The organism is Pseudomonas sp. F220, from assembly GCF_057813935.1.
The window spans coordinates 82,936-107,878 of sequence record NZ_JBVASJ010000005.1 but is presented as its reverse complement, the minus strand read 5'-3'; the positions used below and the strand labels follow the sequence as shown (position 1 = coordinate 107,878).

Sequence of the window (24,943 nt, the reverse complement as noted above, 5' to 3'; positions counted from 1 at the left end):
GGCCTCATGCCCGTTGAGATCGATGGCTTGCGGCTCACGCGTTTCAATGACTGCAACACCCTAGATGTGGGTGGGCGCCGCTCAAGGCATGTACCAGGACAACCCGCAGTTTCAACGCGACGAAGCGATTCGCTCAGGCTCGCTGGCGGCAATGACCCTGATGCTGGCCGCGAAGGGCCAAGGACTGGTTTCGGCGCCCATGATCGGGTTCGACCAGTTGGCAGTGGCGCAAGCGTTTGGTCTCTCCGCGACGGAGATTCCAGTGATGTTGATCACCGTTGGCTATCCTGGCTCGGCCAACTGGCCACAAAAACCTCGTAAAGCCGTTAACGACGTTCTGCAGTTCGTGTAAGCGAATGCTGCCAGCGATAGCCAGGCAAGTCCCGCCTTCGCTGGCGGTTGCTGATCAACTCACAACCACGACATGCCTGGGGCTGTGAAGTAGTGAGCGCTATATCCAAATCATCCTCATCGTTACTCGCGATTCTGACCGCTGCCTGTTTGGGGTTTCTTGTCGTTCAACTTGACGTCAGCGTCGTTAACGTCGGCCTTGGCGCCCTTAAGAGCGCGTTCGGCACCGACCTCACAGGCCTTCAGTGGGTCATCAACAGTTATGCGCTACCTTTTTCTGCCTTGCTTATCCTGGGAGGCGCATGGGGTGACAAATGGGGAGCAAAATCCGTCTTTGCCGCGGGTTTCGCTATCTTTACCCTCGCCTCTATCGGTTGTGGTCTCGCCGACAGCATGACCATGCTGATCACGATGCGGGTCATGCAGGGCATCGGCGCGGCCTTCCTGATACCGACATCACTTACCCTGATTCGCGTGTCATTTCATGATCCCGATGCACGTCGTGCCGCTGTTGCGCTCTGGGGTGCCTGTGGGGGTATCGCACTGGCAGCCGGTCCGGTGATCGGTGGCCTGATGATCGAGTACTTCGGCTGGCGAAGCGTATTTCTGCTGAATATTCCGATCGGCCTGCTGGCTATCGGGCTGATCCTGCGCTACGCCCCCGCCTCCCCTCGGGTTGATAAGCAGGTCGATATTTCAGGCCAGATCAGTATTGCGATTTGCCTTGCTTCGCTGACCTATGGCTTGACCGAATCCAGTGAGGAAGGTTGGGTAATCGAAACACTCACCGCGATGGCAATTGCCGCAATCTGTGCGCTGGCATTTGTTCTGATCGAATGTCGGGTAAAACATCCGATGCTGCCCGCTCACCTGGCGAAAAACAAAGTGCTGGGGAGCATGGCGCTCGCAGGCGCCGCGATCAATTTGACATTTTATGGAACGGTCTTTGTTTTCAGCATTTATTTTCAAACATTCCTGCATTACGACGCGTTCAAAACAGGGTTGTCATTTATCCCGCTGACGGCGGTGCTGACACTTTCTACGATGCTCTCGTCAAGGTTCGCCAAGCGGTTCAGTGCCACTCGTATTATCACGACGGGTTTCACGATTCAGATCGTTGGATTCATCGCGCTGTCGCAAACCACGTCCAATACCTCGCTGTGGTTGCTCAATGGTGCGCTGATGCTGGTAGGAATTGGCAGCGCCATGTCAGTACCGTCCATTACCAACTCGATGCTGTCTTCGGTCACACAGCACGACGCGGGCATCGCCTCCGGCCTGATGGCCTCCACGCGGCAACTGGGTGGCGTGATCGGCGTCGCGGTCTTCGGCACGATGATCGCCCATTCGGATAAGGTAGCTTTTTCCGCTGGACTATCCACCGCGATGCTGTTTTCAGCGCTGGTCTTGGCACTCTGCATCGCCGTAAACCTGTACGCAGCCTCCGCTCGGCATCAATAAATGCCGGCATGGATGAAGAGCCGCTCCCTCGCGCCCTGAATCAACTGCACCATTTCTTCAACTGAATGGGATTGCACTTTGAAATACCCACTGAACAGTCAATCGCTTCTCTCGCTGCTCGGCGAAGACTTTCACTTTCCCCATGAAATCCCTGGCCAAGCCGCTCGGGTTTCTGACTTTGAAGGCCTGAAACTCAACAGCTTTATCACCAGCGACCAGGTTAACCTCGCCTATTGGGAAGCCGGTGCAGGCAAGCCGCTGATTTTTATCCCGGGTTGGTCAGCCAACGGCGCGCTGTACTTTCACCTCATGCACATCCTCAGCCAGCATTATCACGTGTACGTCCTGGATGTCAGGAACCAAGGGTTCTCCGAAAAGGTAGCCTTCGGCAACCGGATTTCCCGATATGCCATGGACGTAAAAGAATTTGCAGATCACCTGGGCGTGTCCCACGCAGATTACTGCGGATGGTCGATGGGCGCATCGATCCTGTGGGCCTATATCGACTTGTTCGGTACACAAGGCATCCGCACGCTGAGCATCATTGACCAGGCACCCTCGGTTTATTGTCATGCAGACTGGACGGAACAGGAGCGACTGCAAGCCGGGGCGTTCACCACCTCACCAGAGCGCATGATTGCGTCCTACACCAAAGGGGAGTCCACCAACCAATTGATCAGCGCGACTCGTGTGCTGGAACGGGCCGTGGCCCTGGACTCGCCCTACTTTCACAACGTCATCAGCCTGGCACAGGCCGTTGTGAAGGATGACATGGCGTTCCTGGAGCGCGTGCTATTCGATCACGTCACCAACGATTGGCGCGATGTCATCCAGACAAAGATTAACGTTCCAACCGCCATTTTCACCGGCGAATACAGCGACTGGCTGGACAGCCAACGCTGGATGAATTCGGTCATTGCGGGCTCTGTGCTGCAGGTGTACACCAAGGCCGAACAGGGCGATCACTTCCTGGCGTTGAAGAATCCGGAAAAATTCGCGACCGACCTGCGAGCTTTTCTGGATAAGTACTGAGTCAGACTCTATTCGGCGAAATCCCCTCTACTGTTCCCATTGTGGGTGGGCAAATCGCTCAGCCAGAAAATTGATCAGCACCCGGACTTTGGTCGCCAGGTGCTTGCGGGTGGGATAGACCACGTAGATGCCCAGTTCGACCGACTGGTACTCAGGCAGGATTTGCACCAGGCCCCCTGTCCGCAAATCCTCGGCCACCATGAAGCTGGGCTGCAAGGCAATACCGCCCCCCGCCAAGGCAATACTGCGGCAGGTATCGCCATTGTTGCAGCGAACGATCGAGCGGGTGCGCACACTTTCGCTGCCGTCAGGGCCCTGAAACTGCCATTCATTGCCGCTGGCGAAGTTGGTGTAGGCAATCACTCCGTGTTCTGTCAGGTCAGACAAAGTGCGCACTTGAGGGTGGCTGGCCAGATAATCGGGTGAAGCACACAGACACATCCGCGTGCCCGCCAGACGGCGACCTATCAGGGAAGAGCTTTCCATGCGGGCAATACGAACAGCGGCATCGAAGCCCTCCTCCACCAGATCCACCAACCGGTCGTTCAAGCTGATGTCCAACTCGACGTTGGGGTAGGCCTTCATGAAGTCGCCCCATATCGGCGCCAAGTGCAGCACACCGAAACTAACCGGTGCATTCACCCTTAAAACCCCACTGGGTTCCGGTGCGGTGGCCGATACGGCCTCCTCCGCCTGATTCATCAGCGCCAGAACCTCCCGCGCCTGGTGATAGAACTGCCGCCCCTCATCCGTCAACGACAGTCGGCGAGTCGTGCGGTGGAGGAGCCGTGCGCCCAGCCGTTCTTCAAGACTGCTCACATAGCGCGAAATGGCTGCCTTAGACATCTCCAGGGGCTCGGCCGCGCCGATGAAGGTGCCCTTATCGACAACCGTGCAGAAGACCTGCATCTCCAGCGCCCTATCCATTACTGTCTCACTTAGTGGAACTGTTCATCGCATTTGGCCTTATTTATCTCAAATTAACAACCTATAAGCTGACCCCATCGAAACGCAAATCAATGCAAATGAGGTAGCTATGAAAATAACAGTAGTTGGTACCGGAAACATGGGCTCGGCGTTCGCAAAACAGTTGTCCAGTGCTGGACATATCGTTCGCATCACTGGCCGTGACATCGAAAAGGCCAAAGCTGTGGCCGCTCAGTTTGAAAATGTCAGCGCCTATCCTGCTGCTCAAGCATTGGGTGACAGCGAAGTGGTTGTCGTTGCGACAGCCTACGCAGACGCCATAGCGGCACTGCAAAGCCTGGGAGATCTGGCGGGTAAAGTTGTCGTCGACATCACCAACCCACTGAGCGCCGACTACATGTCGTTGACCATCGGTCACGTGACAAGTGCTTCTGAAGAAATTGCCAAGGCGGTTCCACAAGCGCACGTGGTTAAAGCGTTCAACACCCTGTTCGCACAGGTACTCGCAGATGGCCCTCAATTCGCTGATAACCAACGTGGCAGCGTGTTTGTCGCCGGTGACAGTGAACGTGCCAAACAGACCGCGATCTCGCTTGCACAGAGCCTGGGCTGGAACACAGTGGACGCTGGTGGCTTGATCAATGCCCGTTACCTCGAGCCACTGGCAGGCCTGAACATTTATCTCGGCTATGGCGCAGGCCTGGGCACTTCCATCGCCCCCGTCTGGCTTAACAAGTAATTATTTCGGAGCACTCACCATGAACACTTCGTTCCCCCTGTTATTTGTGTCTCATGGTGCTCCGATGTTTGCCATCGAGCCCGGTCTGGCGGGTCAACGTCTGGCCGAGCTCGGTCGCGAACTGCCGCGACCTGATGCCATCGTCATCCTCTCCCCGCATTGGATGACCCGCGGCGAAATCAGCGTTACGGCGAGCACCGCCCCCGAAACCATTCACGATTTTGGTGGTTTCCCCGACGCGTTGTACCAGTTGCGCTACCCCGCACCGGGCGCTCCGGCCCTCGCCGCTCATATCGTGGGTCTGCTGCAGAATGCGGGATGGAAGTCCCGGCTTGACGACCGTCGAGGCCTGGACCACGGCGCCTGGGTGCCTCTGCTGTATCTGGCCCCTGAAGCAGACATACCCGTCGTTCAGGTATCGATGCCTGCCGGCCTCGATACCCACCAGGCCTGGAAACTGGGTGAAGCACTCAAGCCACTTCGGGATATGAATGTGCTGATCGTGGCCTCTGGAAGCCTCACTCATAACTTGTATGAGTTTCGTGGAGCGACCAGCCATGGGGCTGAGTACGTGAAAGAGTTTGCTGCCTGGACAGCCCAAACACTGCAGGCGGGTAACACCGATCACCTGCTGGACTACAAGCAAAACGCGCCTTCAGCTGAGCGCGCCCATCCAACCGATGAGCATTTCTTACCACTGCTTATCGCCTTGGGCGCGGCCGGCGAAAGCTATGAAACACGCGTCTTGGAGGGCGGTGTGACCTACGGGGTATTGGCAATGGACAGCTACCTTTTTTCCTCGACCAACAATGATGGATTCGAGTCAACTCAACCCAGCCAAGGCGTTGCATACCATGCGTGACATTACTTTTTCTGAACCGGTCCGGGAGCCGGAGTCGGGCCTGTTTTTCCGTAAGTCGAGCACCTCGGCCCCCAAGGCCCGTCTGCTTCTGCTGCATGGCGTAGGCTCGAATGAAGCGAACCTCGCGGCTCTGGCTGGATCCCTGCCTCAGGAGCTGGAGGTGATTCTGCTCCGCGGACCGCTGCAGGTTGGCCCACAAGGCTTCGCCTGGTATCAGGTGAACTTCACCAGTAATGGCCCCTCGTTCAATCAAGAGCAGGCGGAATCCAGTCGGAAACTCTTGCACAGTTTTATTGAAGCGCTGCCCAAGCTGCCGACAGTGATCGCAGGTTTCAGTCAGGGCGGCATCATGAGTGCGAGCCTAGGGGTCACCGAGCCGGAACAGGTAGCAGGCTTCGCGATATTGAGTGGACGGATGCTGCGGGAAATTGCTCCCCAGATCGCAACACCCGATCGGCTCAAGTCGATCGCGGCTTTCATCGCCCACGGTCATCAGGACAACGTCTTGCCTGTGGACTGGGCGAAAGAGGCTGACGCTTGGCTGGATCGAATTGGCGTCCCACACGAAACACATTTCTACAACATGGCCCACGAGATTGTCGCTGAAGAGCTGGCCGATTTTTCGCAATGGCTGACAAACACGCTGTCACTTTCTAACTAAACAAAAAGGAACCTCACCATGATTGACTCACGTACCGCTCCATATGCCGCATTCGTAATGCGCCTGGCATTAGGCATCATGTTCATCGCTCACGGTCTGACCAAGGTGTTCGTGTTCACCCCTGCAGGCACAGCCGGCTTTTTTGAATCCATCGGCTTCCCAGGCTTCCTGGCCTACCCGGTCATGGCATTTGAAGTGATGGGTGGATTGATGCTGGTACTGGGTATCTATGCGCGCTGGGTGGCCGCTCTGGCAGTGGTTCAGCTGTTCGTGGCCGCGACCGTCCACTTCGGCAATGGCTGGAGCTTCACCAACGCCAATGGCGGCTGGGAATATCCTGTCTACCTGTCCGTAACGGCACTGGTCGTCGCGTTGCTGGGTGACGGCGCCTTTGCGGCAAAGGCATCCAACAAAGCGTAAGTCACTGCAAAGTTAAGGCCTGTCGACGCTCTGAAAAACTCCAGCGCGTCGGCAGTTTGCGTTTGGGTCAACCGTAACGGTTCACGTGAGGCGCAATGTCATAAAGCTCACAAAGGCCTTTATCTTGGGTAACGGATGACGACTGGATGGCCAGAGAATGCTGAAGGTACGGTGGTCGCGAACGTAGCGATCCAACACAGGCACCAATCGTCCGTCAGCGATGGCGTCCTCGACAAAAAAAATCAGGGAGACAGGCTATTCCTTGCCCCGCCTCAGCCATTGCCAACAACGGTTCAATCGCGTTGGGGGTAGCTGACTGTCCCGGTTCAACACTGTCCTGCCCCTTTTTTGACACCAGAGGCCAAGGGTCGAGTTTACCGCTGGTGGGGTATCGGTAACGCAGGCATGAATGGCTGGACAGTTCCGATGGCCGTGAAGGTACACCTCGGGTTGAAAGGTAGTGTGGCGACGCGACCAGGCTTGAACCGATAGTCTGCCCCTTCCCTCCACCAACATCGTCCAAATGAGCAAGTCTAGAACCATTCTCCCAGAACTCGGAACGGCAATCAGAGATCAGCTAGAATTCACAGAGGGGCCACTGCAACACATCCCTCACATCAGGAGATCTGTATGAACAGAGTATCTTGGCTGGCGTTGGTGGTTGCGGTTGGGTGGATTTCGGGTTGCGCAACAAGACCTGATCAAATCGTCGATGTCCCCCTGACTGCTACACCGTACAATGCCGGGCATATTGCCCGGGCCGCATTTACCCCGGCCGGCAATGAGACCGACATCTCGCTGGTCGTCAGTGGTGTGCCGAGCGGAACCGTACTGCCCGTCCATCTGTACACCTATATCTACCCTGGCTCTTGCCAGCAGCTTGGCCCGCAACCGGCTTATTCGATGAACCAGACAGTGCTCACGGACTTCCTCATGAAGCGTCCACCCCCTTGGCAAATGTGGAAACGAGCACCCGTACCATTGGCCGAACTGCGCGCTGGCTCTTATGCCCTTGTGGTACGCGCAGCCCCGATGGACGGGAACATGGACCTCTTTTGCGGCAATATCATATGATTGCCGCAGGCTGGGCATTGAGCTCAGCATCAGCGAAGCCCAACAAATTACGCACAAACGAAAACGCCGCTCAAATGAGCGGCGTTTTTGCGTATGGATCGGGAAACGAGACTCGCATCTAGTGCCCTACCCATTGAAGTCTAAGGGTTTACATTAATTCCTGCCGTAGGAATGGACTCAACTCTGGACTTGCTCGAAGGGTACATCAAGAACGAAGTTTCGTTTCACTGTGTATTTGATGATGTCTTAGCGTTCGTTCCACACGAGGTGCCCAATCGGGCCCCACAGTCTGCCAGGCCAAGTAGCCATTCGTGAGCTATGCGCGACTATCAGCCAACGTATATGCAGCGCTCTTGGACCGAGCCAACTGCCACAGCAACAGAGACAATCCCAATCCAGAAACGATGGCTCCCACCAAACCGGTGTATGAGAGGCCTACCGTGCTGATGGTTGCTCCACCGAAAAATGAACCCAGTGCAATGCCCGAATTGAAGCCGGCAATATTCAAACCAGCCGCTACGCTATGCGCTCCAGGCGCATGAACTTCAGCCAGACCAATCAGGCGGGCCTGCAACGCCGGTACGGCGGCGAAGCTCAACAGACCGAGCAACGCGACCAGAATAGCCATGCTGATGGGTGAACTAACCAGTAACCACATAGCCAACAGCACCACTACGATTGCGCTGATTATTATAAGGCTCGTCCGATCCACACCGAGACGGTCAGACATTTTTCCGCCGATGATGTTGCCAATCGCCGCCGCCACACCGTAGATCATCATGAAAATGCTGACGGTATACATGCTGAGTTCAGTCAGCTGAATCAAGATCGGTGCGATATAGGTGTACAGGATGAACGTGCCTCCGTAAGCCATGACTGTAACCAGGGTACCGGCCAGCAGCTTTGTATTGAACAGGGCGCGCAGTCCCTGCCGTGCACTATTGAGAAGATGTAGAACAGACTCTTGGGGCGGCTCTTTCATGCCCAATAGAAGGCCGAAAAAGCCGAACACACCAAACGCTGAAATGGAGAGAAAAAGTGGCCGCCAGGAAACAAAACTGCCCAAGTAAGTGCTGATGGGGACACCGATGGCCATCGCCAGGGTGAAGCCGCCAAAAACCAACGCAACTGCACTGCCCGCCCGATGCGGACCGGCTAACCGCGCGGCGGTACTCGAGGCGACAGCGAGAAATAAACCGTGCCCCATCCCCGCAACGAACCGAGCACCCAGCATCGTCGTAATGTCACTCGATAGCGCGGCGACCAGGCTACCCAGGCTGAAGATGACCCCCGTCACCAACATTACGTTCTTGCGCGGCCAGCTTGCGGTGAGCGCACTCAAGATCGGGGCCGAGAACGTGGCGCCCAAGGCATAAGCAGTCACTGCCTTACCCACCTGCCCCACATCGACATTCAAACTGCTCGCCATGACGTCGGCAAGACCGATCGGTACAAACTCGGCCAGCCCCAGCGCGAACGCGCTGAGGGCGAATATGTAGATGACGAAAGGCATTTCAGGAAGCTCCTTATTCGGTGCCGGGCAACGCGCTCGACCCTTGATAAGGGCAGATCCTATTCATCCTCGATGCATTAATAAAATCAACAAAACAACCCATACATATAAAATATTTTATACATATTGGCGTCGCCTACCCCCAGGCTCCTGCCCCAAAACCGTATTCGAGTGCTATATGAAGCTTTGTTAGCCAAGACTCGATGCAAACACGCCTTGTTGGACAAGCTCAGCCAAATAATCACGAATAAAACCAATACGGGGATTACGAAGCGCACCTTTGTCCCACGCCAAGTAAAAAGAGTTCTCGGGTGACGGCAATGGAAAGGTGATCGGTACTAACGCCCCGGCAGCCAAGCTGGCGTGACAAAGATACCCCGGAAGGTCGTCCTCAGACGCAGCTTCTCTTCGTTGTCATATATCTTGAAAGCTATGGGCGCAGTCTGGGAGTAGAAGCGCGCTCCGTCCCGCATTCATCCCGTTTCCGTTGGGATTCGGCATCGTCCGGAACTACACGCTTGCGACGGCTCGAGCATGTGGCGAGCACCCGGAAGTAACGCGGATCCGTCAGCTACACTAAATCGGTACATTTCTGCACCGAGACTTCGACCATGGCGACCAAAACCGCAATCGTATTCGCTGGCGGCGGCAGTTTGGGTGCGGTGCAGGTGGGCATGTTGCGGGCCCTGGTTGAGGCCAATGTTCGATTCGACATGGTGGTTGGCGCTTCGGTAGGCGCTATCAACGGTGCCTACTTTGCCGCAAGGCCCGATTCAGATGGCGTCGAGGCGCTCGCCAGTTTCTGGCGCGGGCTAGGTAAAACTGACATCTTTCCCCTCTCCTGGCTCGATACCTGTAGGGGACTGATCAAACGGCGTGGCTTTCTGTTGCAGCCGGCGGCCTTGAACCGATTGCTGGATCAGGCACTGCCCATTCATCGCATTGAAGAGGCGACGCTGCCCCTCTACATCGTCACCACAGATCTACTCAGTGGTGCCGAGACTGTTCTGTCCAGTGGCGAACTCAAACAGGCGTTACTGGCCAGCGCTGCTATCCCGCTGGTGTTCCCCTGCGTACAAATCGCCGATCAGTTCCTGGTTGACGGCGGCGTGGCAAGCAATACACCTATTTCGACTGCCGTAGCCTTGGGAGCCACAAACGTCGTGGTAATCCCCACGGGCGTGAGTTGCGCCCTAACGCAACCGCCCCGAGGCTTGGTCGCCTTAGCACTGCACACCGTCAATCTAATGAGCATGCGCCAACTGGTGAGCGACATCGAACACTTCCGCGCTCTCACCAGTCTGCACATCGTGCCGCCCTTGTGCCCTGTGGATGTCTCGGTGTTCAACTTTGACCAGACCGAGTCTTTGCTGCTGCGTGCCTATGAGCAGACTCTCCGGTGGCTGGAACGTGGGGGGCTCGAACGCACCAAGGTACCTGGTGCCCTGACCATCCATTCACATGCCCATGAGCATTGATTGATGTGAATTACCTATAAAAGAGGCCCTCAACACTCCGTGCAATATTGCGAGAGTACCTGGAGAGGTTGAGCAGGCCCCGCTTCGATGTTGACCTATGCCGAGTGCCCCGTGAGCACTACATCACCGGGAAAGCCGCAATCAATTTTCCAGCCACTGGAGGCTCTACGGGTGGATGGCATTTCCTGTTGTACTTTGATCGAGAATCAGGCCAACCACTGCAATGTCGAGATCGCTGAGTGGTTCCCAGCGGAGATGGACAGACAGCGGTTGCTAGACCTCCTGGCCATTGGAAGGCCGAAGTTTTGCGAGCTGAGCACGCTGGAAAAGGTGGAAGCCTGGCTCCGCTCGCAGTCGGGCTACTAGCCGGGGTTATGCGGAGCTGAGCCGCTCAAATGCCAGTTCTGTAGCATCGCGTTTACTCACAATCCGTCCTACATACGCGAGAAGGAAGGACAATTTTGAACACAACCTCCCCTCTCACCGCCCGCGAGGTCTATCAGGTTCTTAAGGACGTAGCGATTGGCACACGCACCATGCGAAGAGCGTGTAGCCAGTCATGGGATGACTGACTTCACCTTCCTCACCCGTCATTGGCCAGCCGGTTTCCCATGACTGGCGCTATGATTATGAACAAGTGGTTGTGTCGTTCGATGAGGTCATGCAGGGCCGCACTAGGGATTTGTACGTAACATTGCATAAGCCATGCGGTGAGCCAGAATAATCCGGGACGCGACCGTATTATCGTGACCACGGCGCTGAGCAATACAACATATCAGGAGTCCCATCATGAGCTATGGCAAAAACAAAGCGCAGGCCCTGGATGACCTGGAGGAAGCGACAGATGACATACGCCGAACTGACAATCATGCAGAGCGCCTGGAAGCGTTGTACAAGGCTCAGGGCATGCTGTACATGCTATGGCGTATTGATTGGGTGAACAGCGAAGACTTCGAAAAACTGAAGCTCAAACTTCTCCAAGCTGATGCGCAGGCGGTGCGGCAGATAGAGGAGAACGTGAAGCCTGCGTGAGCGCGAATGACGAATAGAAAGGTGTCCCGCCCGGCAACAGTCGCCACGCCGTATACAGCCGCGACAGCACCTCACGTGCACTTTCTTTGAATCCAGTATCTGCGAGCCCGAAGGACGACACATATGACAACAGCCTCAGCCCTCACTGCTCGAGAGGTTTACCAAGTTCTCAAAGATATCGCCATGGGTGTAATTACCATGCGGCGACTGAGCGCGCAGTCCTGGAGTGAAATCTACGCCGGCCACATGCCCGTTGAGGTTGACGGTTGGACGCTTATGCTTTTCAACGACTGCGGCTCCCTGGACTACTGTGAGGATGCTAGGTGTCCTGCTGGCAAAGTCGGAACGATTGAGGATTGGCAGCGTTACGGTACCAACCCTGTTGACCTACTCAGCGCATGGGAGCATCAACAGCTGGAATATAAGCTCGCAAGCCTTTGATCGCCCCCCCATACCGTCCACTAGAAACTGAGGCGATTCTGGCCTTGCTGAACGGTTATGCGGTTGGCCGTCAGGCCGACAACCTGGCCGGCAGAATCGGCACAACTCAAACCGCGCCGTTCCCACGAATTGATCTGCGTACCCGTGACCAGTACCTACAATTGCTGAAGCGATATCTGTCGTGGTGTGTCACCCGTTACATCCCGCGTGCCCGTCGCTGGTCCGACACCTCGATCATGCCACGTCGGTATGCGAGTCGGTATCTGGCCAAGTCTCCCTGGGCGCAGCAAGCAGTGGTCGCGACCACTATCAACTTTAGGGGTGTGGGCAATATTGCGCAGAAATGGCGCCAATCAGAATGCGAAAAAAACATGGGAATCACGCCAATGCTTACCGATACACATCAAGCTCCGGTAGTGGTCATCTCGAGCGCGCTCTCCCAGCTCTACAACCAGGACCTCGCCCCCACACAGCCGGAGGGACGAACCTGGGGGACGTTCAGCCTTTTCGCGATGTGGATGTCCGACGTTCACTCGGTAGGCGGCTATACATTTGCAGCCAGCCTGTTCTTTCTTGGGCTGGCAGGCTGGCAGGTGTTGCTCTCAATGATTGCAGGGATCACGATTGTCTACCTTTTGATGAACTTGATCGGCAGGCCGTCGCAAAAGTACGGCATTCCGTTTCCAGTGGTCGCGCGCATGTCTTTCGGCGTCATGGGCGCCAATCTCGCAGCGTCCGTGCGCGGGATCGTCGGCATCGTCTGGTACGGTGTGCAGACGTATTTCGCCTCCAAGGCCGTGCAGGTGCTGGTGATCACGTTGATACCCTCGGCTGTGGATTTTACCCACGCAAGCCTGCTGGGCCTTTCCACGCTGGGCTGGATCAGTTTTGCCTTCATGTGGTTTTTTCAGCTCGTGATCTTCCTGGCAGGGATGGAGACGATTCGCAAATTTATCGATTTTTGCGGTCCGATCATTTATCTGGTCATGTTCGTTTTGGCCGGCTGGATTATCTCGAAAACAGGCCTGGACAGCTTCTCGATGCAGCTGTCCGACCAACAGTTCACTGGCCTGGAGTCCATCGGCCTGATGGCTAACGCGGCGATGCTGATCGTGGCCTACTTCGCTGCACTGCTCCTGAATTTTGGCGACTTTGCACGCTTTGCCAAGAGCGAATCAGTGATGAAAAAGGGCAACTTCTGGGGCCTTCCGGTTAATTTCATCCTGTTTGCGTTAATCACGGTCATTGTCACTGGCGGTTCGATACAGGTGTTCGGCGAGGCCATAATGGACCCCGTTTTGATTGTTGAAAGAATCAATAACCCGCTCGTCTCGATCATCGGCGCCATTACTTTCATCGTCGCAACGATGGGTATCAACATCGTTGCCAACTTCGTCTCGCCAGCCTATGACATCGCCAATCTTGCGCCGCAGAAAATCAACTTCAGGATGGGTGGCTTGATCGCCTCAATCCTGTCGGTGCTGGTCTGCCCATGGCTGTTCGTGTCGAGTCCGCAAGCGATCACGATTTTCGTGAGTGTCTTCGGTGCCGTATTGGGACCGATGTTCGGCATCATGGTCTCGGACTACTATCTGGTGAAGCGGCAGATCATCAAGCTGGAGGATCTGTACACCCTGTCTCCCGATGGCTCGCTGTATTTCAAGGGTGGCTGGAACACCAAGGCCTTGTTCGCGCTGATTGTTTCGGGAAGCGTGTCGATCGGCTTGGCATTGCTGGGCGCATTTGGGTTGATTTTCAATATTGGCGACTGGGGGTGCCTGATAGGTGCAGTGAGCGGAGCGTTCATCCATGTGGCGGCAAGTCGCATGGGGGCGGATGTTTAGTCGCCAGATCGTGAAGCTGGCTCATGGTGGAACGGACGCGCAGTCAATCTTGAGGGCTTCATCGATTTAATCCCTGGCTTGGCGGGCCTCTTCCGTACCCTCGGCGACCTCGCGGGCCACTTGACCGATATTGGGCATGGCACATGCCGAATTGACCCAGGCGGCGTGGTGCCGGATACGTACCCTTCGCAAAGGGCTGCGGCTCACCGCAATCACTTTTTCCTCTCCCACGACCGCTGACTGGAAACGCCTGTCCGCACAGTGGAGCCAGGAGCTGGATGAGCGGGCCCCCACCTTTCCCTACAGCCCCTAAGAAAGCTCAGGACTCGACGCGGGATAGAGCTCGTCGAGCACCTGCATCAGCGCCCGCTTGCGTGGATTTTCCAGTCCGGTCCAGGCCACACCGATGCCGGCGCCGCTCATGGCCAGCGCCAGTGGTCGGGTCACGACTCCGATTGGCAGCGCCGATGCGGCACCGCTTGGCAAGATGCCGACGCCCAGGCCGGCGGCCACCAACGCCAACTGGGTGGTGAATTCGCCCATCTCCCGGGCAATCGTCAGGGTGATCTTGCGTCGGTGAAAACCCACCAGCATCTGGTCATACAGACCGGGGGCGAACTTACGCGCCAGTACCAGCACCGGACACCCAGCCAGATCCTGAGGCTGTATACGACGCTGGGCGCACAGCGGGTTGTCTTGCGGCAGCGCCACCACCAGCGATTCCTCGAAGAGCATGCGCGTGTGCACGCCAGGCACATTCAAGGGCAGGCGTACCAAGCCAAAATCCAGGGCATTGTCCAGCAAGGCCCGGGCCTGCGGCAGCGAAGGCATGTCCTTGAGCTCCAGTTCGATACGCGGGTAGCGCTCCTCCAGCGTACGCACGAGCACCGGCAACAATTGCGACAACGTTGAAGACACAAATGCCAGACGTAACACCCCGACCTCTCCGGCCGCGGCCTGCTGTAACACCTCACGGGCGCGCCCGGCCTGGCGCAGGGTCGCCAGGGCCTCGGGCAGAAACAGCGTCCCCTCCTCGGTCAACTCGACCCGGTGCCGGTCACGCTCGAACAACTGCGCCCCGACATCTTCCTCAAGGGCACGTATTTGCGCACTCAAGGCCGGCTGGACAATGTGCAGGCGCGCCGCCGCACGACCAAAGTGCAGCTCTTCGGCCAAGGCCGCAAAAGCCCGCAGATGTTTGAGTTCCACTTACCCTCCCAATTCGGTACAGCGTTTTTGGTGATCACGATCGGTGATCACGGCATCACCATAAACGATTGGCATGCCAGGGCGGTAGCGGTTGAAAGTGGCGTCATTGCCCCATTCATAAATCCAAGACAGGGAGAAACACATGATCGACAACTTTCGCCTGAACCGGCGTCGGGCGCTGATCACCGGCTCAGTGCGCGGCATTGGCCTGGCCCTGGCTCGTGGGCTGGCACAAGCTGGCGCTCAGGTGGTGCTCAATGGCCGCGATGCCGAACGCGCCCAAGGCGCCTGCGCGCTGTTGCGCGATGAAGGCCTGGACGCCGAATACTCGGTGTTCGACGTGACCGACCACGAGGCCGTCGCAACGGCCGTCGATGCTCTGGAAAACCGCCTGGGTCCAATAGACATTCTGATCAACAACGCCGGGTTGCAGCATCGTCAGGTGCTCCAGGACGTCAGTGCCGAAGACTGGCACCGCCTGATGAGCACCAACCTCGATGGCGTATTCAATGTGTCCAAGGCTGTGGCCCGACACATGATCGCTCGCCAGCGCGGCAAGATCATCAACATCGGCTCGGTGCAAAGCGAGCTGGCCCGCCCCTCTATCGCGCCCTACGCCGCCAGCAAGGGCGCCGTGCGCATGCTCACCCGTGGTATGTGTGCCGACTGGGCCGGCCATGGTCTACAGATCAACGCCCTGGCCCCCGGCTATTTCCAGACCGAGCTGAACCAGGCGCTGGTCGACGACCCGGCTTTCTCCGACTGGCTGGTGCAACGTACCCCCGCCGGGCGCTGGGGCAATGTCGAGGAACTGTGCGGCGCGGCAGTTTTCCTCGCCTCGTCAGCGTCCGACTTCGTTAACGGCCAGACCCTTTTCGTCGATGGTGGCTTGACCAGCGTCGTCTAACTCTCGCGCCAAGGACTCCAACATGCCTCAATCCCTGCCAACCCTCTGCGGCTCAATCATGGGTTCGCCGTTTTCGCTCTCTGCAAAGATCCACAACGCTGCGTACGCGGCCCTGGGCCTGGACTATACCTTTGTCTGTTTTGGCGTCGAAGATCCGGTTGCCGCCGTGGCGGCCATTCGCGCTCTGGGCGTGCGCGGCATGAATGTCTCCATGCCCTACAAAACTGCGGTGATGCCGCATCTGGATACGATCGACGAATCGGCCCGGGTGATTGGCGCGGTCAACACCATCAACAACGTCGACGGCGTACTGACCGGCTATAACACCGACTACCTGGGCGCGATACGCGCCCTGCAGGAAGTCACCGAACTAAGCGACAAGCGTATCGCCGTGATCGGTGCCGGCGGCGCTGCTCGTGGGGTGGTCTACGGTTGCCTGCAAGCGGCGGCCCAGGTCACGGTATTCAACCGCAGTGTCGAACGCGGTGCCGCCCTGGCCGAGGATCTGGGTGCCCAGTGGGGCGGCAGCGTCGAGGCGTTCACGGCCAAGACCTTCGATATTGTCATCAACGCTACCTCCGTGGGCTTCAAGCAGCCGGACAGCAACCCGCTGGACGGCCGCCTGGCCAGCCACCTGATTGTCATGGATGTGGCGTTCATGCCGGTGCAGACCGCTCTGCTGCTGCAAGCCAAAGCTCTGGGTTGCAGCACCGTGGCCGGCACCCGCATGTTGGTGCACCAAGCTTGTCGGCAAATCGAGTTGTACACCGGGAAAGATGCGCCCATCGACATCATGGAGCAGGCCATGCTCCAGGAAATACGGCGGTTGAAACTGTAAGCAACCCAACGACCTGTCAATAACAAGATGCCGTAAAGGCACCTGGAGGTACCAACATGACTCACGATCATTCTCCATCCGACGTCGCCTTGATCCCCGACGCGCAAGAGCGTAAGAAAGACTTGCACCGTGCAGCCTGGGCCTGCTCCATTGGCAGTGCCCTGGAATACTACGACTTTGCTCTTTACACCCTGGCCTCGGCGCTGATCTTCGGGCCGCTGTTCTTTCCTGAACAGACCCGCGCCATGAGCCTGATCGCCAGTTTCGGCACCTACTTCCTGGGCTTTGCGATACGGCCACTGGGCGGCGTACTGTTCGGCATGATCGGTGACCGCGTCGGGCGTAAGGTCGTGCTGGCGTCGACGGTGCTGCTGATGGGCATTTCCAGCACTCTGATTGGTGCCCTGCCAACCTTTCATCAGGTCGGCTACCTGGCACCTGTACTGCTGGTGATCCTGCGTCTGCTCCAGGGCTTGGGCGCAGGTGCCGAACAGGCCGGTGCGGCGGTGATGATGACCGAATACGCTCCCGAGGGCCGGCGCGGTTTCTACGCCGCCCTGCCGTTCCTCGGCATCCAGTTGGGTACCATCCTCGCGGCGCTGGTGTATTTTCTGGTAGTCAGCGGCAATGACAACGTCATCGAGAGCGGGATGTGGCGCGTGCCGTTCTTCAGCAGCGTGGTGATCGTTGCTCTGGGCCTGTACATGCGTCTGTCACTCAAGGAGTCGCCGACCTTCATCCGCCTCAAGGCGCTCAAGCGCGTATGCGATAACCCGCTGAAAAGTGCGATGAAACACTCCAGGCCCACCTTGCTGATCGGCATCGGCCTGCGCCTGGGGGAAAACGGCGGTTCGTCGATTTATCAGGCCCTGGCTGTGAGCTACATCGTTGGCGTGGTGGGTCTGCAAGGGCCGGTCGGCGTTCTGACACTTATCTGCGCGGCCAGCCTCGGTGCGATGACCGTGCCGATTGCCGGCAAGCTCAGCGACCGTTTTGGTCGTGTGGTGGTCTACCGGGCCTTCGCGCTGCTGCAACTGGCACTGGCCTTCCCTGTATGGTGGGTACTTAGCCTGGGCAACGTGGTGGCGAGCATCCTTGCCATCTCCATCGCTCTGGGCATCGGTACCTGGGGCATGTTCGGCACCCAGGCGGCGCTGATGCCTGAACTGTTCGGCTCGCGTCACCGCTACATGGGTGTGTCGATCGCCCGGGAAGCGTCGGCAGTGATCGCGGGTGGCATTGCGCCGATGATCGGTGCCGGCATCATTGCCCTGGTCGTGGCGAGCCACGACGGCGACACCAGCGCCGGTATCGGTGCCTGGCTGCCGATTGCCTGCTACCTGACTCTGCTCACCCTGATCACCTTGTACACCACGTTCAAGACCCCGGAAACTCTCAACCGCGACTTGGACGAACCCCGTGATGCCTGGGAAATAGCCAACGCCGAAACAGCGATGCCTATCCAGTCCAGAGCCAGTACACGCACACGCACACGCACAGCGTGACGCCGCAGCCTCTACCGCACACGTGAACGGTGCGCGACCCTGCCAAGGTAATCTTAAAAGGCTTCGTCGCGCTGCCCACGCTGGTGGGCTTTTTTGCGTCTGGCGGTTACCAGTTTGGCAGCTGCTGGTCTACCGTTGACCCATCGGGTGGTTTGACGTGAAACCTTTGAGTCATAAAAAAATGGACGTAGCCATGACGGAACAACTGATCGAGGGGTTGTCGACGCTAGATCAATATGTGCTGGAACATTCACGTCACTGGTTGCTGACGGGTATCTACTTGCGCTGTACCGCCTGCGGTGCCGGACAGAAAGCCAGTGAGGGCAACCTGCCGTTTGTGCACGACCTCAACTGTTCTCGCGCCGGTACCTGTCACCACCCCTGGCACAATCTGGCCTATATCCTGCATTGGGTACCGGGCCAATATTCGGTGGCGGTCTAACCCCGTCCACCAGGAGTTTATCGATGCATCAGGGCATCCATTCCGGGTGCTACGCTTTTATATCCTCAAATAGAGTCGAAGCGATGCCCACCGAAAACTCACTCCCCAGACGCTTAAGGGTTCAGCCATGAAGCGGAGCCTGATGGGTGGTATCACCGTGGCGATTATCGGTACGATGATGTATGGACTATTCCACTGGGAAGCCGTCGAGAACCAGAAACGGGACGCTCTGTGTAGGGACGCTCAGCAGTCCCTGAAAGGAGTGGAAATCCGAGCGCGGGCGTTGGCTGCCGGATTGTCTTTAGACGCATACGACAAGGATGAGGAGGCCAAAGTGGCTGCTCTAATTAATGCTCTCGACGCCGCTACTAATGAAACTGAGGTTAATGCTGTCATAGAGGCGCACGCTTCCGCCATAGAGGCGCAGGGTGCTGCTATTGACGCTGAGGTTGACACTCGAGGCGATCAGCTATTCCTCGAACAACGACTAATGAAACAGCGGATACCTGCCGATGTTAAACAGGAACTCCAACGCGCCGCGAAGGCAGTAAGCGTTGCTTGTGGTTAGCGTTCAACGATGACAATCCGCTCTCCCCGGCCAAAGACACAGGGAGAGCAAAGGAAGTATCGATGTACTTATCGAACTTAACGCCTCGGCGGCGGCCAAGGTATGAATAGTCACCAGATAGTTGGCGATCAATTTCATCGCGACAGCGCACCCAAACTCACCGATGTGGAACTGAATGTCGGCGATCGCATCGAGCACTGGCTTGCAGTGCTCCACCAAGTCAGGGTCGCCGCCCAGAAACAAGGAAGCCTTGCGTTGGGAAACCATTGAAGGCTTCACGATCTCGACGTCGGTAACCGACAACGCGAAACCCGGCCGCAAGCAGGTTGGTTGCGATAGGAAGGCCAAATTGGCCGATTCCCACCATACCGATGGTTATCACAGGCATTTTTCGCCTCTCTTGTTGTTCTTTTACGCAAAGCTTGAAGCTCGGCTAGGCGCAGCCGAGTTTTGGAGCAAACAGCTCAGGTTATGAATAAGTAGAAGTAAGCGTTATACGACGCTCGATGCCTCAGCCAGTATGCTGATGTCCACTAGTTCTATCTCGTGTTCGAATTGCTGCGCAATCCGCTGAAAGTCGTCCATATGATTTTCATGCTAAATGCAGCTTGATCTTTTTTCGCCCTCCAAAAGCCTCGATGAATAGGCACACTCTTGTTTAAGCGCCTCCTTTGTAGATGCCAGCTTTTGTCTTATGTTTTGGCGCTCTGTAGCAAACTGAGATAGCGCTCTTTCTTTTTCTTTTGTTACCGGTGCTAAACACCGGTTAAAGGCAAAGCAACGCAGCACATGGACAACCGCTTGCATGGCCTATATCAGCGAGTTGCTCGACGAGGTAACGCCATTTTGCTCCTGCCGGTACTGATTAATCCAGCGCTGCAAAGCAGACGTGATCTCCTCAGCGACATACCGCTGGAGCACATCAGCCTTAGCCTCGGACAAGATTGCATTACAACTTTGTAATTGTTCTGTTCGTCAGCTGTTTGAGTTGCCTTGTTACCGTGAACTCACTGCCAAACAACAGGCAGGCCACCGTAAATAGGGAGATACTGCCATGAAACTGTTCATACTCGGGTTCGCCACCCTCCTCGCCACCGGTTCAGCCTTCGCCGATACCACCGATACCACCGACACCTCGGCGGTGATCCACGACAAGACCGGTTTCTTCGTTCACTTGGACGTTGCGAAAGTCAAATCCATGACTGACATCTCGGACCAATGCGGCGTCATTCCGGCCCGTCTCGATTACCTGGACCATCAGGGGCGGGAACATGTGCTGGACTATCCGGTTCAAGGACGTTGCACGAGCGAAAACTGATGAGATGCTTTATGCACATGACTGTCCGCGAGCAGGCGATACGCAACACAACCTGATGATTGGGCTACACTTGCGCTACCTGCTCGCGGCTTTCAGGTCCGTTTTTTGTGGATCGAATACCGAAACCGAACCAAGGTCATTTTCATGAACATCCTTGTAGTGGAAGACGAGCCCAAGGCGGGCAACTACTTACTCAACGGTCTTCAGGAGCAGGGATACTCCGTCAGCTTGGCCCGTGATGGCGTTGAGGGTTTATACCTGGCCCTGGAAACGCCTTTCGACGTCATCGTGCTGGATGTGATGATGCCGAAGATGGACGGCTGGGAAGTGCTGCGCCGCCTGCGCAAGGAAGCCGACACGCCAGTACTGTTCCTGACCGCGCGGGATGACATCGCCGACCGAATCAAAGGCCTGGAGTTGGGGGCCGACGACTACCTGATCAAACCCTTTTCTTTCGCCGAGCTGGTCGCACGCCTGCGCACCCTGACCCGCCGAGGTCCGACCCGGGAAGAAGAGCAACTGCAGATCGCTGACCTGCAGATTGATGTAGTCAAACGCCGCGTCACCCGCGCCGGCGTGCGAGTGACGCTGACAAACAAGGAGTTTGCATTGTTGCACCTGTTCGCCACGCATCAGGATCAGGTGCTGTCTCGTTCACTGATCGCCTCCCGGGTCTGGGACATGAACTTTGACAGCGACACCAACGTGGTGGACGTCGCTGTGCGACGCCTGCGCCTGAAAATCGACGACCCTTTCCAGCTGAAGCTGATCCACAGTGTGCGGGGCATTGGCTACCGCTTTGATCCGCAACCATGAGCCGTCGCCATTACTCCCTGACGCTGCGCCTGGCTATGGTGTTTGCCTTGCTGGCCTTCGCCCTGCTGGCAACCACCGGCGTCGCACTGTACCGCGATCTTGAACGCGAACTGATACAACGCGACGAGTCCACCCTGGTCTACCGCGTAGATCAGCTGCGTAATTTTCTCAATGGCAGCAATACACTGGAACTGATCAGGACCAAACCTGTGCTGTTTCAGAACATGCTGGGCAATCGCGAGTACGTACTCACTATTGGCGTTTCAGGGGAAGCCCCTTTACTACAGGTCAATCCCAGAGATATCGATATTCCCGACCTCACTCCCGTGGCAATGGACCATTCCCTGGCACTGACAGATGTACAGCATCTACCCGCCGTGAACGGTACCCCCTTTGCGGCTATCTCCGCGAGTATCGACTCGGGCAAGCTGAAAGTGACCATTGGCTGCCTGATGACCGAACGAACCGCAGTGCTCGCCAGCTATCGTCTCAGCGTATACGTCCTCGCCGGTCTCGCGGCCATTGTCCTGGCGCTGGCTGGATATGTAGTGGTTCACCGCGGTTTGTTGCCCCTCAGACGCCTGGCGCATCAAGCCCACGGTATCGGCATTGGCAATCTGACAGAGCGACTGGACGGCCGAGGCGCCCCGAAGGAGTTGCGCCCGATGATCGACTCTTTCAACACCATGCTTGAGCGACTCGCCAAGGGTTTTGCGCAACTGAGCCAGGTCTCGACTGACATGGCCCACGAACTACGCACGCCCATCAACAACTTGCTGGGTGAAACCCAGGTCGCCATGCAGCAGAACCGCAGCGTGGAACATTACCAGCAGTTGCTCGCCTCCAACGTCGAAGAACTCGAACGCCTGACACGCATGCTCGACAACATGCTGTTCCTCGCTCGTACTGATCCCGGTAGCGCTCGTGATCAGCGCCAGGAGCTGGGCGCCGCCGACGAACTGGAACGCGTAGCCGATTACTTTGAAGGTCTGGCCGCGGACGTCGATATCACCATCCGCGTGGAGGGCGACGGCGTTATTTGGGCTGAGCCAACGCTGCTACGCCGCGCCTTGGCTAACCTGTGTGCCAATGCGATAAAATATGGTGCACCTCATTCCGAACTGTTGATCCAGGCCACACCGTCCGAGGGTGGCATCAGTCTGCGCGTGCGCAACTACGGAACAACCATCCCGGCGGAACACCTTCCGAAATTATTTGAGCGTTTCTACCGCGTTGATCAATCACGCGAGCGCTCGGCCCAGTCCAATGGCCTGGGGCTTTCGATCGTAGCTACTATCATGCAGCTGCATAGTGGCCGCTACAGCGTCACCAGCGAGAATGGCGTGACCTGTTTCGAGCTGTTTTTCCCCATGCGGGACCAGCAAGAGCGTCAGGCCGGCTTTCAAACCGGCCCAGACGCCCCTCGCCTCAGCATCGTCGAGAAGCGCCCGTCCCCCGGTTGACCTTCATCGAACTTCCACAGCACGCTCCGTGGAGTCCCATCTCCCACCGAGCGCTTTGACGAGGCCGACATTGGCGCTCGATACGCTACACTTCCTTGGCTCCGCCGCGGCACCTGAGGTGCCAAAACCCTGTCTCCTGATCTGGAGGTATCCAATGAGCGATAGCACCCAACTCACTTCCTTCACCGGCTGGGCCGCAACTGCGGCCGGCGCTCCACTGGAGCGCTATAGCTACGATCCCGGTCCATTGGGGGACGAGGAGGTGGAAGTCGCCGTGGAGTATTGCGGCGTCTGTCACTCCGACCAGTCGCTGATCGATAACGAATGGGGCATTAGCCACTACCCCTTTATCCCCGGCCACGAGGTGGTCGGCAGTATCGTGCGAGTGGGCGCGCAGGTACGCGGTCTCGAAGTGGGACAACGAGTGGGCATTGGTTGGTACAAGGGCAGTTGCATGCATTGCTCCTCGTGTATTGGAGGCTCCCATCACTTATGCGGCACAGCCCAACCCACCATCATCGGTAGCAACGGGGGCTTCGCCGACCGTCTGCGTTCGCACTGGGCCTGGGCTCTTGCGATACCGGACGGACTCGACCCGGCCAAGGCCGGCCCCCTGTTCTGCGCCGGCTCGACGGTGTTCAACTCACTTGTGGAATTCGACGTCAAACCCACTGACCGGGTCGGTGTGGTGGGCATCGGAGGCCTCGGTCATCTGGCACTACGCTTCCTCAACGCTTGGGGTTGCGAAGTCACGGCCTTTACCTCGTCGTTGAGCAAGCAGGACGAAGCCAGACGCCTGGGCGCACACAACGTAGTCGCCTCTACCGACAGTAACGCGCTGAAATCCATTGCCGGCACCCTGGATTTCCTCCTGGTCACAGCCAACGCTGACCTAGACTGGCCGGCCATGCTCGGAACGCTGCGCGGCAAGGGCCGCCTGCACTTTGTTGGCCTCGTCCCTGGCGCTATTCCAGTGCACGTGTTCGACCTGCTTCCCCAACAAAAGAGCTTGTCTGCCTCGCCGGTGGGTTCGCCCAGTACCACGGCGACCATGCTGGAATTCTGCGCTCGTCATCAGATTCTGCCGCAGGTCGAGCACTTTCCCATGAGCCGGGTCAACGAAGCCATCGATCACCTACGCAGCGGCAAGGCGCGTTACCGCGTCGTGCTGGACGCCAGCAAATGACAGACGCTTGCACCTGGCGGACACGAAAGACTGTTCAACGGATCGATAGATCCCACGGCAATCCGGGTATCACGTAATGATCTGGGTGAAGCCAACATGAAAACGGTCACGGCCCTTTTCACCTGTCTGCTCGCTGCCAGCGTGTGCGCGGCGACGAGCACCTGTGCGAATGCTGCGTCCCCTTCACGAATCTTCAAGACCAGCTTCGACTGCGCCAAGGCAAGGGCATCCGTCGAAAAGCTTATCTGTCGTGATCCGCAACTGGCGCAGATGGATATCGAACTGACGCGTCTTTATCGCCTGGCGCTCACGGATGAACATTCAGTACCGCCTCCAGACAAAGTCATGATCGACCAGCAGTTCTGGATCGAAGCCCGCAATCAGTGTGCCTCCGAGCCTGTGCCCAAGGCGTGCACGATCCGAAGTTATGCCGAACGCGCGCACCAGCTACGCCAAGGCTCGGCAATTGTGAGAACCAAGGATCCGAGCAGACTCACCGACGGCCCCCTGGCTTTTCGTTGTACAGGGTTTAGCGTGCTGATTGCTGCCACCTTTTTTACCACGCAGCCTGGTGTCGTGTACCTGAAATGGGCGAACACCTCGATCACCCTGAGCCAGGTGCAGAGTGATTCGGGAACCCAATACACTGGCAAGGATTACCAGGGGAACTACAGCTTCTGGCAAAACGGCAACGTGGTCCTTTTCCAGAAGCCAGGCTCAGGGGAAATGAGTTGTACGGCCGAGCCGGTCGGCTGACTGGCAATCAGAACGTCTTGCTGGCGCTGACCACCAAACCGAGTTGAGTCTATCGTTCGTCGTCCAGGAGGTAGCGCAAGAGCAGTATCTGACACTCTTG

The 24,943-nt window shown here is 57.3% G+C and carries 26 protein-coding genes and 3 pseudogenes; 23 read left to right on the top strand and 6 right to left on the bottom strand.

The window, feature by feature from the left end:
- Nucleotides 1-64: 64 nt before the first annotated feature.
- The 3 genes and pseudogenes from ACZYSM_RS07180 to ACZYSM_RS07170 all read left to right on the top strand — a co-directional run.
- A pseudogene (locus tag ACZYSM_RS07180) lies at nucleotides 65-352 on the top strand (nitroreductase family protein); the annotation flags it as partial.
- A 92-nt stretch (nucleotides 353-444) separates the two neighbouring features.
- Complete coding sequence (locus tag ACZYSM_RS07175; protein ID WP_489070217.1) at nucleotides 445-1,812, top strand: MFS transporter; 1,368 nt, start codon at nucleotides 445-447, stop codon at nucleotides 1,810-1,812.
- Nucleotides 1,813-1,890: 78 nt separating this feature from the next.
- Nucleotides 1,891-2,844 carry an alpha/beta fold hydrolase gene (locus ACZYSM_RS07170; RefSeq protein ID WP_489070216.1) on the top strand — a complete coding sequence of 318 codons (954 nt, stop codon included), beginning with the start codon at nucleotides 1,891-1,893 and terminating at the stop codon, nucleotides 2,842-2,844.
- A gap of 27 nt (nucleotides 2,845-2,871) precedes the next feature.
- Here the strand turns inward: ACZYSM_RS07170 and ACZYSM_RS07165 are convergent, their stop codons facing one another.
- Complete coding sequence (locus ACZYSM_RS07165; protein ID WP_489070215.1) at nucleotides 2,872-3,771, bottom strand: LysR family transcriptional regulator; 900 nt, start codon at nucleotides 3,769-3,771, stop codon at nucleotides 2,872-2,874.
- 109 nt (nucleotides 3,772-3,880) lie between these two features.
- Here ACZYSM_RS07165 and ACZYSM_RS07160 point away from each other — a divergent pair, with 109 nt between their 5' ends.
- The 4 genes from ACZYSM_RS07160 to ACZYSM_RS07145 are packed head-to-tail and all read left to right on the top strand — an operon-like array spanning nucleotide 3,881 to nucleotide 6,453.
- The gene (locus tag ACZYSM_RS07160) at nucleotides 3,881-4,510 is read left to right on the top strand and encodes an NADPH-dependent F420 reductase (protein ID WP_489070214.1); all 630 of its coding nucleotides are present in this window, start codon (nucleotides 3,881-3,883) and stop codon (nucleotides 4,508-4,510) included.
- A gap of 19 nt (nucleotides 4,511-4,529) precedes the next feature.
- A complete protein-coding gene (locus ACZYSM_RS07155; RefSeq protein ID WP_489070213.1) occupies nucleotides 4,530-5,372 on the top strand; it encodes a DODA-type extradiol aromatic ring-opening family dioxygenase in 843 nt (280 codons plus the stop codon).
- Nucleotides 5,365-6,033: an alpha/beta hydrolase gene (locus ACZYSM_RS07150; protein WP_489070453.1), complete on the top strand. Its 669-nt coding sequence runs from the start codon at nucleotides 5,365-5,367 to the stop codon at nucleotides 6,031-6,033. Before ACZYSM_RS07155 ends, ACZYSM_RS07150 begins: the two co-directional genes overlap by 8 nt.
- Nucleotides 6,034-6,051: 18 nt before the next feature.
- Nucleotides 6,052-6,453 carry a DoxX family protein gene (locus tag ACZYSM_RS07145; protein WP_489070212.1) on the top strand — a complete coding sequence of 134 codons (402 nt, stop codon included), beginning with the start codon at nucleotides 6,052-6,054 and terminating at the stop codon, nucleotides 6,451-6,453.
- A gap of 214 nt (nucleotides 6,454-6,667) precedes the next feature.
- Here the strand turns inward: ACZYSM_RS07145 and ACZYSM_RS07140 are convergent, their stop codons facing one another.
- On the bottom strand, nucleotides 6,668-6,976 hold the full coding sequence (locus ACZYSM_RS07140) for a LysR substrate-binding domain-containing protein (RefSeq protein ID WP_489070211.1): 309 nt from the start codon (nucleotides 6,974-6,976) through the stop codon (nucleotides 6,668-6,670).
- 107 nt (nucleotides 6,977-7,083) lie between these two features.
- On the opposite strand from ACZYSM_RS07140, the gene ACZYSM_RS07135 reads away from it, so the two are divergent.
- The gene (locus tag ACZYSM_RS07135; RefSeq protein WP_489070210.1) at nucleotides 7,084-7,527 is read left to right on the top strand and encodes a hypothetical protein; all 444 of its coding nucleotides are present in this window, start codon (nucleotides 7,084-7,086) and stop codon (nucleotides 7,525-7,527) included.
- A 316-nt stretch (nucleotides 7,528-7,843) separates the two neighbouring features.
- On the opposite strand, the gene ACZYSM_RS07130 is transcribed toward ACZYSM_RS07135, so the two are convergent.
- Entirely contained in the window at nucleotides 7,844-9,040 is a 1,197-nt protein-coding gene (locus tag ACZYSM_RS07130) for an MFS transporter (RefSeq protein WP_489070209.1), read from the bottom strand.
- A 611-nt stretch (nucleotides 9,041-9,651) separates the two neighbouring features.
- Between ACZYSM_RS07130 and ACZYSM_RS07125 the strand changes: the two genes are divergently transcribed.
- The 5 genes and pseudogenes from ACZYSM_RS07125 (at nucleotide 9,652) to ACZYSM_RS07105 (ending at nucleotide 13,835) form a co-directional block, all read left to right on the top strand.
- Complete coding sequence (locus ACZYSM_RS07125) at nucleotides 9,652-10,518, top strand: patatin-like phospholipase family protein (RefSeq protein ID WP_489070208.1); 867 nt, start codon at nucleotides 9,652-9,654, stop codon at nucleotides 10,516-10,518.
- 461 nt (nucleotides 10,519-10,979) lie between these two features.
- A pseudogene (locus tag ACZYSM_RS07120) lies at nucleotides 10,980-11,078 on the top strand (DUF7693 family protein); the annotation flags it as partial.
- 229 nt (nucleotides 11,079-11,307) lie between these two features.
- Complete coding sequence (locus ACZYSM_RS07115) at nucleotides 11,308-11,550, top strand: hypothetical protein (protein WP_489070207.1); 243 nt, start codon at nucleotides 11,308-11,310, stop codon at nucleotides 11,548-11,550.
- 123 nt (nucleotides 11,551-11,673) lie between these two features.
- Nucleotides 11,674-11,991, top strand: a complete 318-nt coding sequence (locus ACZYSM_RS07110; RefSeq protein WP_489070206.1) for a DUF7693 family protein — start codon at nucleotides 11,674-11,676, stop codon at nucleotides 11,989-11,991.
- 44 nt (nucleotides 11,992-12,035) lie between these two features.
- On the top strand, nucleotides 12,036-13,835 hold the full coding sequence (locus tag ACZYSM_RS07105) for an NCS1 family nucleobase:cation symporter-1 (RefSeq protein ID WP_489070205.1): 1,800 nt from the start codon (nucleotides 12,036-12,038) through the stop codon (nucleotides 13,833-13,835).
- 309 nt (nucleotides 13,836-14,144) lie between these two features.
- Here ACZYSM_RS07105 and ACZYSM_RS07100 read toward each other — a convergent pair whose 3' ends face one another.
- On the bottom strand, nucleotides 14,145-15,044 hold the full coding sequence (locus ACZYSM_RS07100) for a LysR substrate-binding domain-containing protein (RefSeq protein ID WP_489070204.1): 900 nt from the start codon (nucleotides 15,042-15,044) through the stop codon (nucleotides 14,145-14,147).
- A 142-nt stretch (nucleotides 15,045-15,186) separates the two neighbouring features.
- Between ACZYSM_RS07100 and ACZYSM_RS07095 the strand changes: the two genes are divergently transcribed.
- The 5 genes from ACZYSM_RS07095 to ACZYSM_RS07075 all read left to right on the top strand — a co-directional run bounded on the left by ACZYSM_RS07095 (nucleotide 15,187) and on the right by ACZYSM_RS07075 (nucleotide 19,304).
- A complete protein-coding gene (locus tag ACZYSM_RS07095; RefSeq protein ID WP_489070203.1) occupies nucleotides 15,187-15,951 on the top strand; it encodes an SDR family oxidoreductase in 765 nt (254 codons plus the stop codon).
- A 22-nt stretch (nucleotides 15,952-15,973) separates the two neighbouring features.
- Nucleotides 15,974-16,789, top strand: a complete 816-nt coding sequence (gene aroE, locus ACZYSM_RS07090) for a shikimate dehydrogenase (RefSeq protein WP_489070202.1) — start codon at nucleotides 15,974-15,976, stop codon at nucleotides 16,787-16,789.
- Between the two features lie 56 nt (nucleotides 16,790-16,845).
- Nucleotides 16,846-18,294, top strand: coding sequence for an MFS transporter (locus tag ACZYSM_RS07085; protein WP_489070201.1), 1,449 nt, complete (start codon nucleotides 16,846-16,848; stop codon nucleotides 18,292-18,294).
- 193 nt (nucleotides 18,295-18,487) lie between these two features.
- Nucleotides 18,488-18,736, top strand: coding sequence for a hypothetical protein (locus ACZYSM_RS07080; RefSeq protein WP_489070200.1), 249 nt, complete (start codon nucleotides 18,488-18,490; stop codon nucleotides 18,734-18,736).
- Nucleotides 18,737-18,863: 127 nt separating this feature from the next.
- Complete coding sequence (locus tag ACZYSM_RS07075) at nucleotides 18,864-19,304, top strand: hypothetical protein (RefSeq protein WP_489070199.1); 441 nt, start codon at nucleotides 18,864-18,866, stop codon at nucleotides 19,302-19,304.
- Between the two features lie 3 nt (nucleotides 19,305-19,307).
- Here ACZYSM_RS07075 and ACZYSM_RS07070 read toward each other — a convergent pair whose 3' ends face one another.
- Both ACZYSM_RS07070 and ACZYSM_RS07065 read right to left on the bottom strand, forming a co-directional pair.
- A complete protein-coding gene (locus ACZYSM_RS07070; protein ID WP_489070459.1) occupies nucleotides 19,308-19,607 on the bottom strand; it encodes a hypothetical protein in 300 nt (99 codons plus the stop codon).
- Between the two features lie 13 nt (nucleotides 19,608-19,620).
- Nucleotides 19,621-19,671: pseudogene (locus tag ACZYSM_RS07065) on the bottom strand (hypothetical protein); the annotation flags it as partial.
- Between the two features lie 687 nt (nucleotides 19,672-20,358).
- Here ACZYSM_RS07065 and ACZYSM_RS07060 point away from each other — a divergent pair.
- From ACZYSM_RS07060 to ACZYSM_RS07040, 5 genes are all read left to right on the top strand, one after another.
- The gene (locus tag ACZYSM_RS07060) at nucleotides 20,359-20,622 is read left to right on the top strand and encodes a DUF2790 domain-containing protein (RefSeq protein WP_489070198.1); all 264 of its coding nucleotides are present in this window, start codon (nucleotides 20,359-20,361) and stop codon (nucleotides 20,620-20,622) included.
- Nucleotides 20,623-20,766: 144 nt separating this feature from the next.
- A complete protein-coding gene (locus tag ACZYSM_RS07055) occupies nucleotides 20,767-21,438 on the top strand; it encodes a heavy metal response regulator transcription factor (RefSeq protein WP_489070196.1) in 672 nt (223 codons plus the stop codon).
- Nucleotides 21,435-22,901: a heavy metal sensor histidine kinase gene (locus ACZYSM_RS07050; protein ID WP_489070195.1), complete on the top strand. Its 1,467-nt coding sequence runs from the start codon at nucleotides 21,435-21,437 to the stop codon at nucleotides 22,899-22,901. Before ACZYSM_RS07055 ends, ACZYSM_RS07050 begins: the two co-directional genes overlap by 4 nt.
- Nucleotides 22,902-23,055: 154 nt before the next feature.
- Nucleotides 23,056-24,087, top strand: coding sequence for an NADPH-dependent aldehyde reductase Ahr (ahr, locus tag ACZYSM_RS07045; RefSeq protein WP_489070193.1), 1,032 nt, complete (start codon nucleotides 23,056-23,058; stop codon nucleotides 24,085-24,087).
- Nucleotides 24,088-24,183: 96 nt separating this feature from the next.
- Complete coding sequence (locus ACZYSM_RS07040) at nucleotides 24,184-24,843, top strand: MliC family protein (RefSeq protein WP_489070191.1); 660 nt, start codon at nucleotides 24,184-24,186, stop codon at nucleotides 24,841-24,843.
- Nucleotides 24,844-24,943 lie beyond the last annotated feature (100 nt).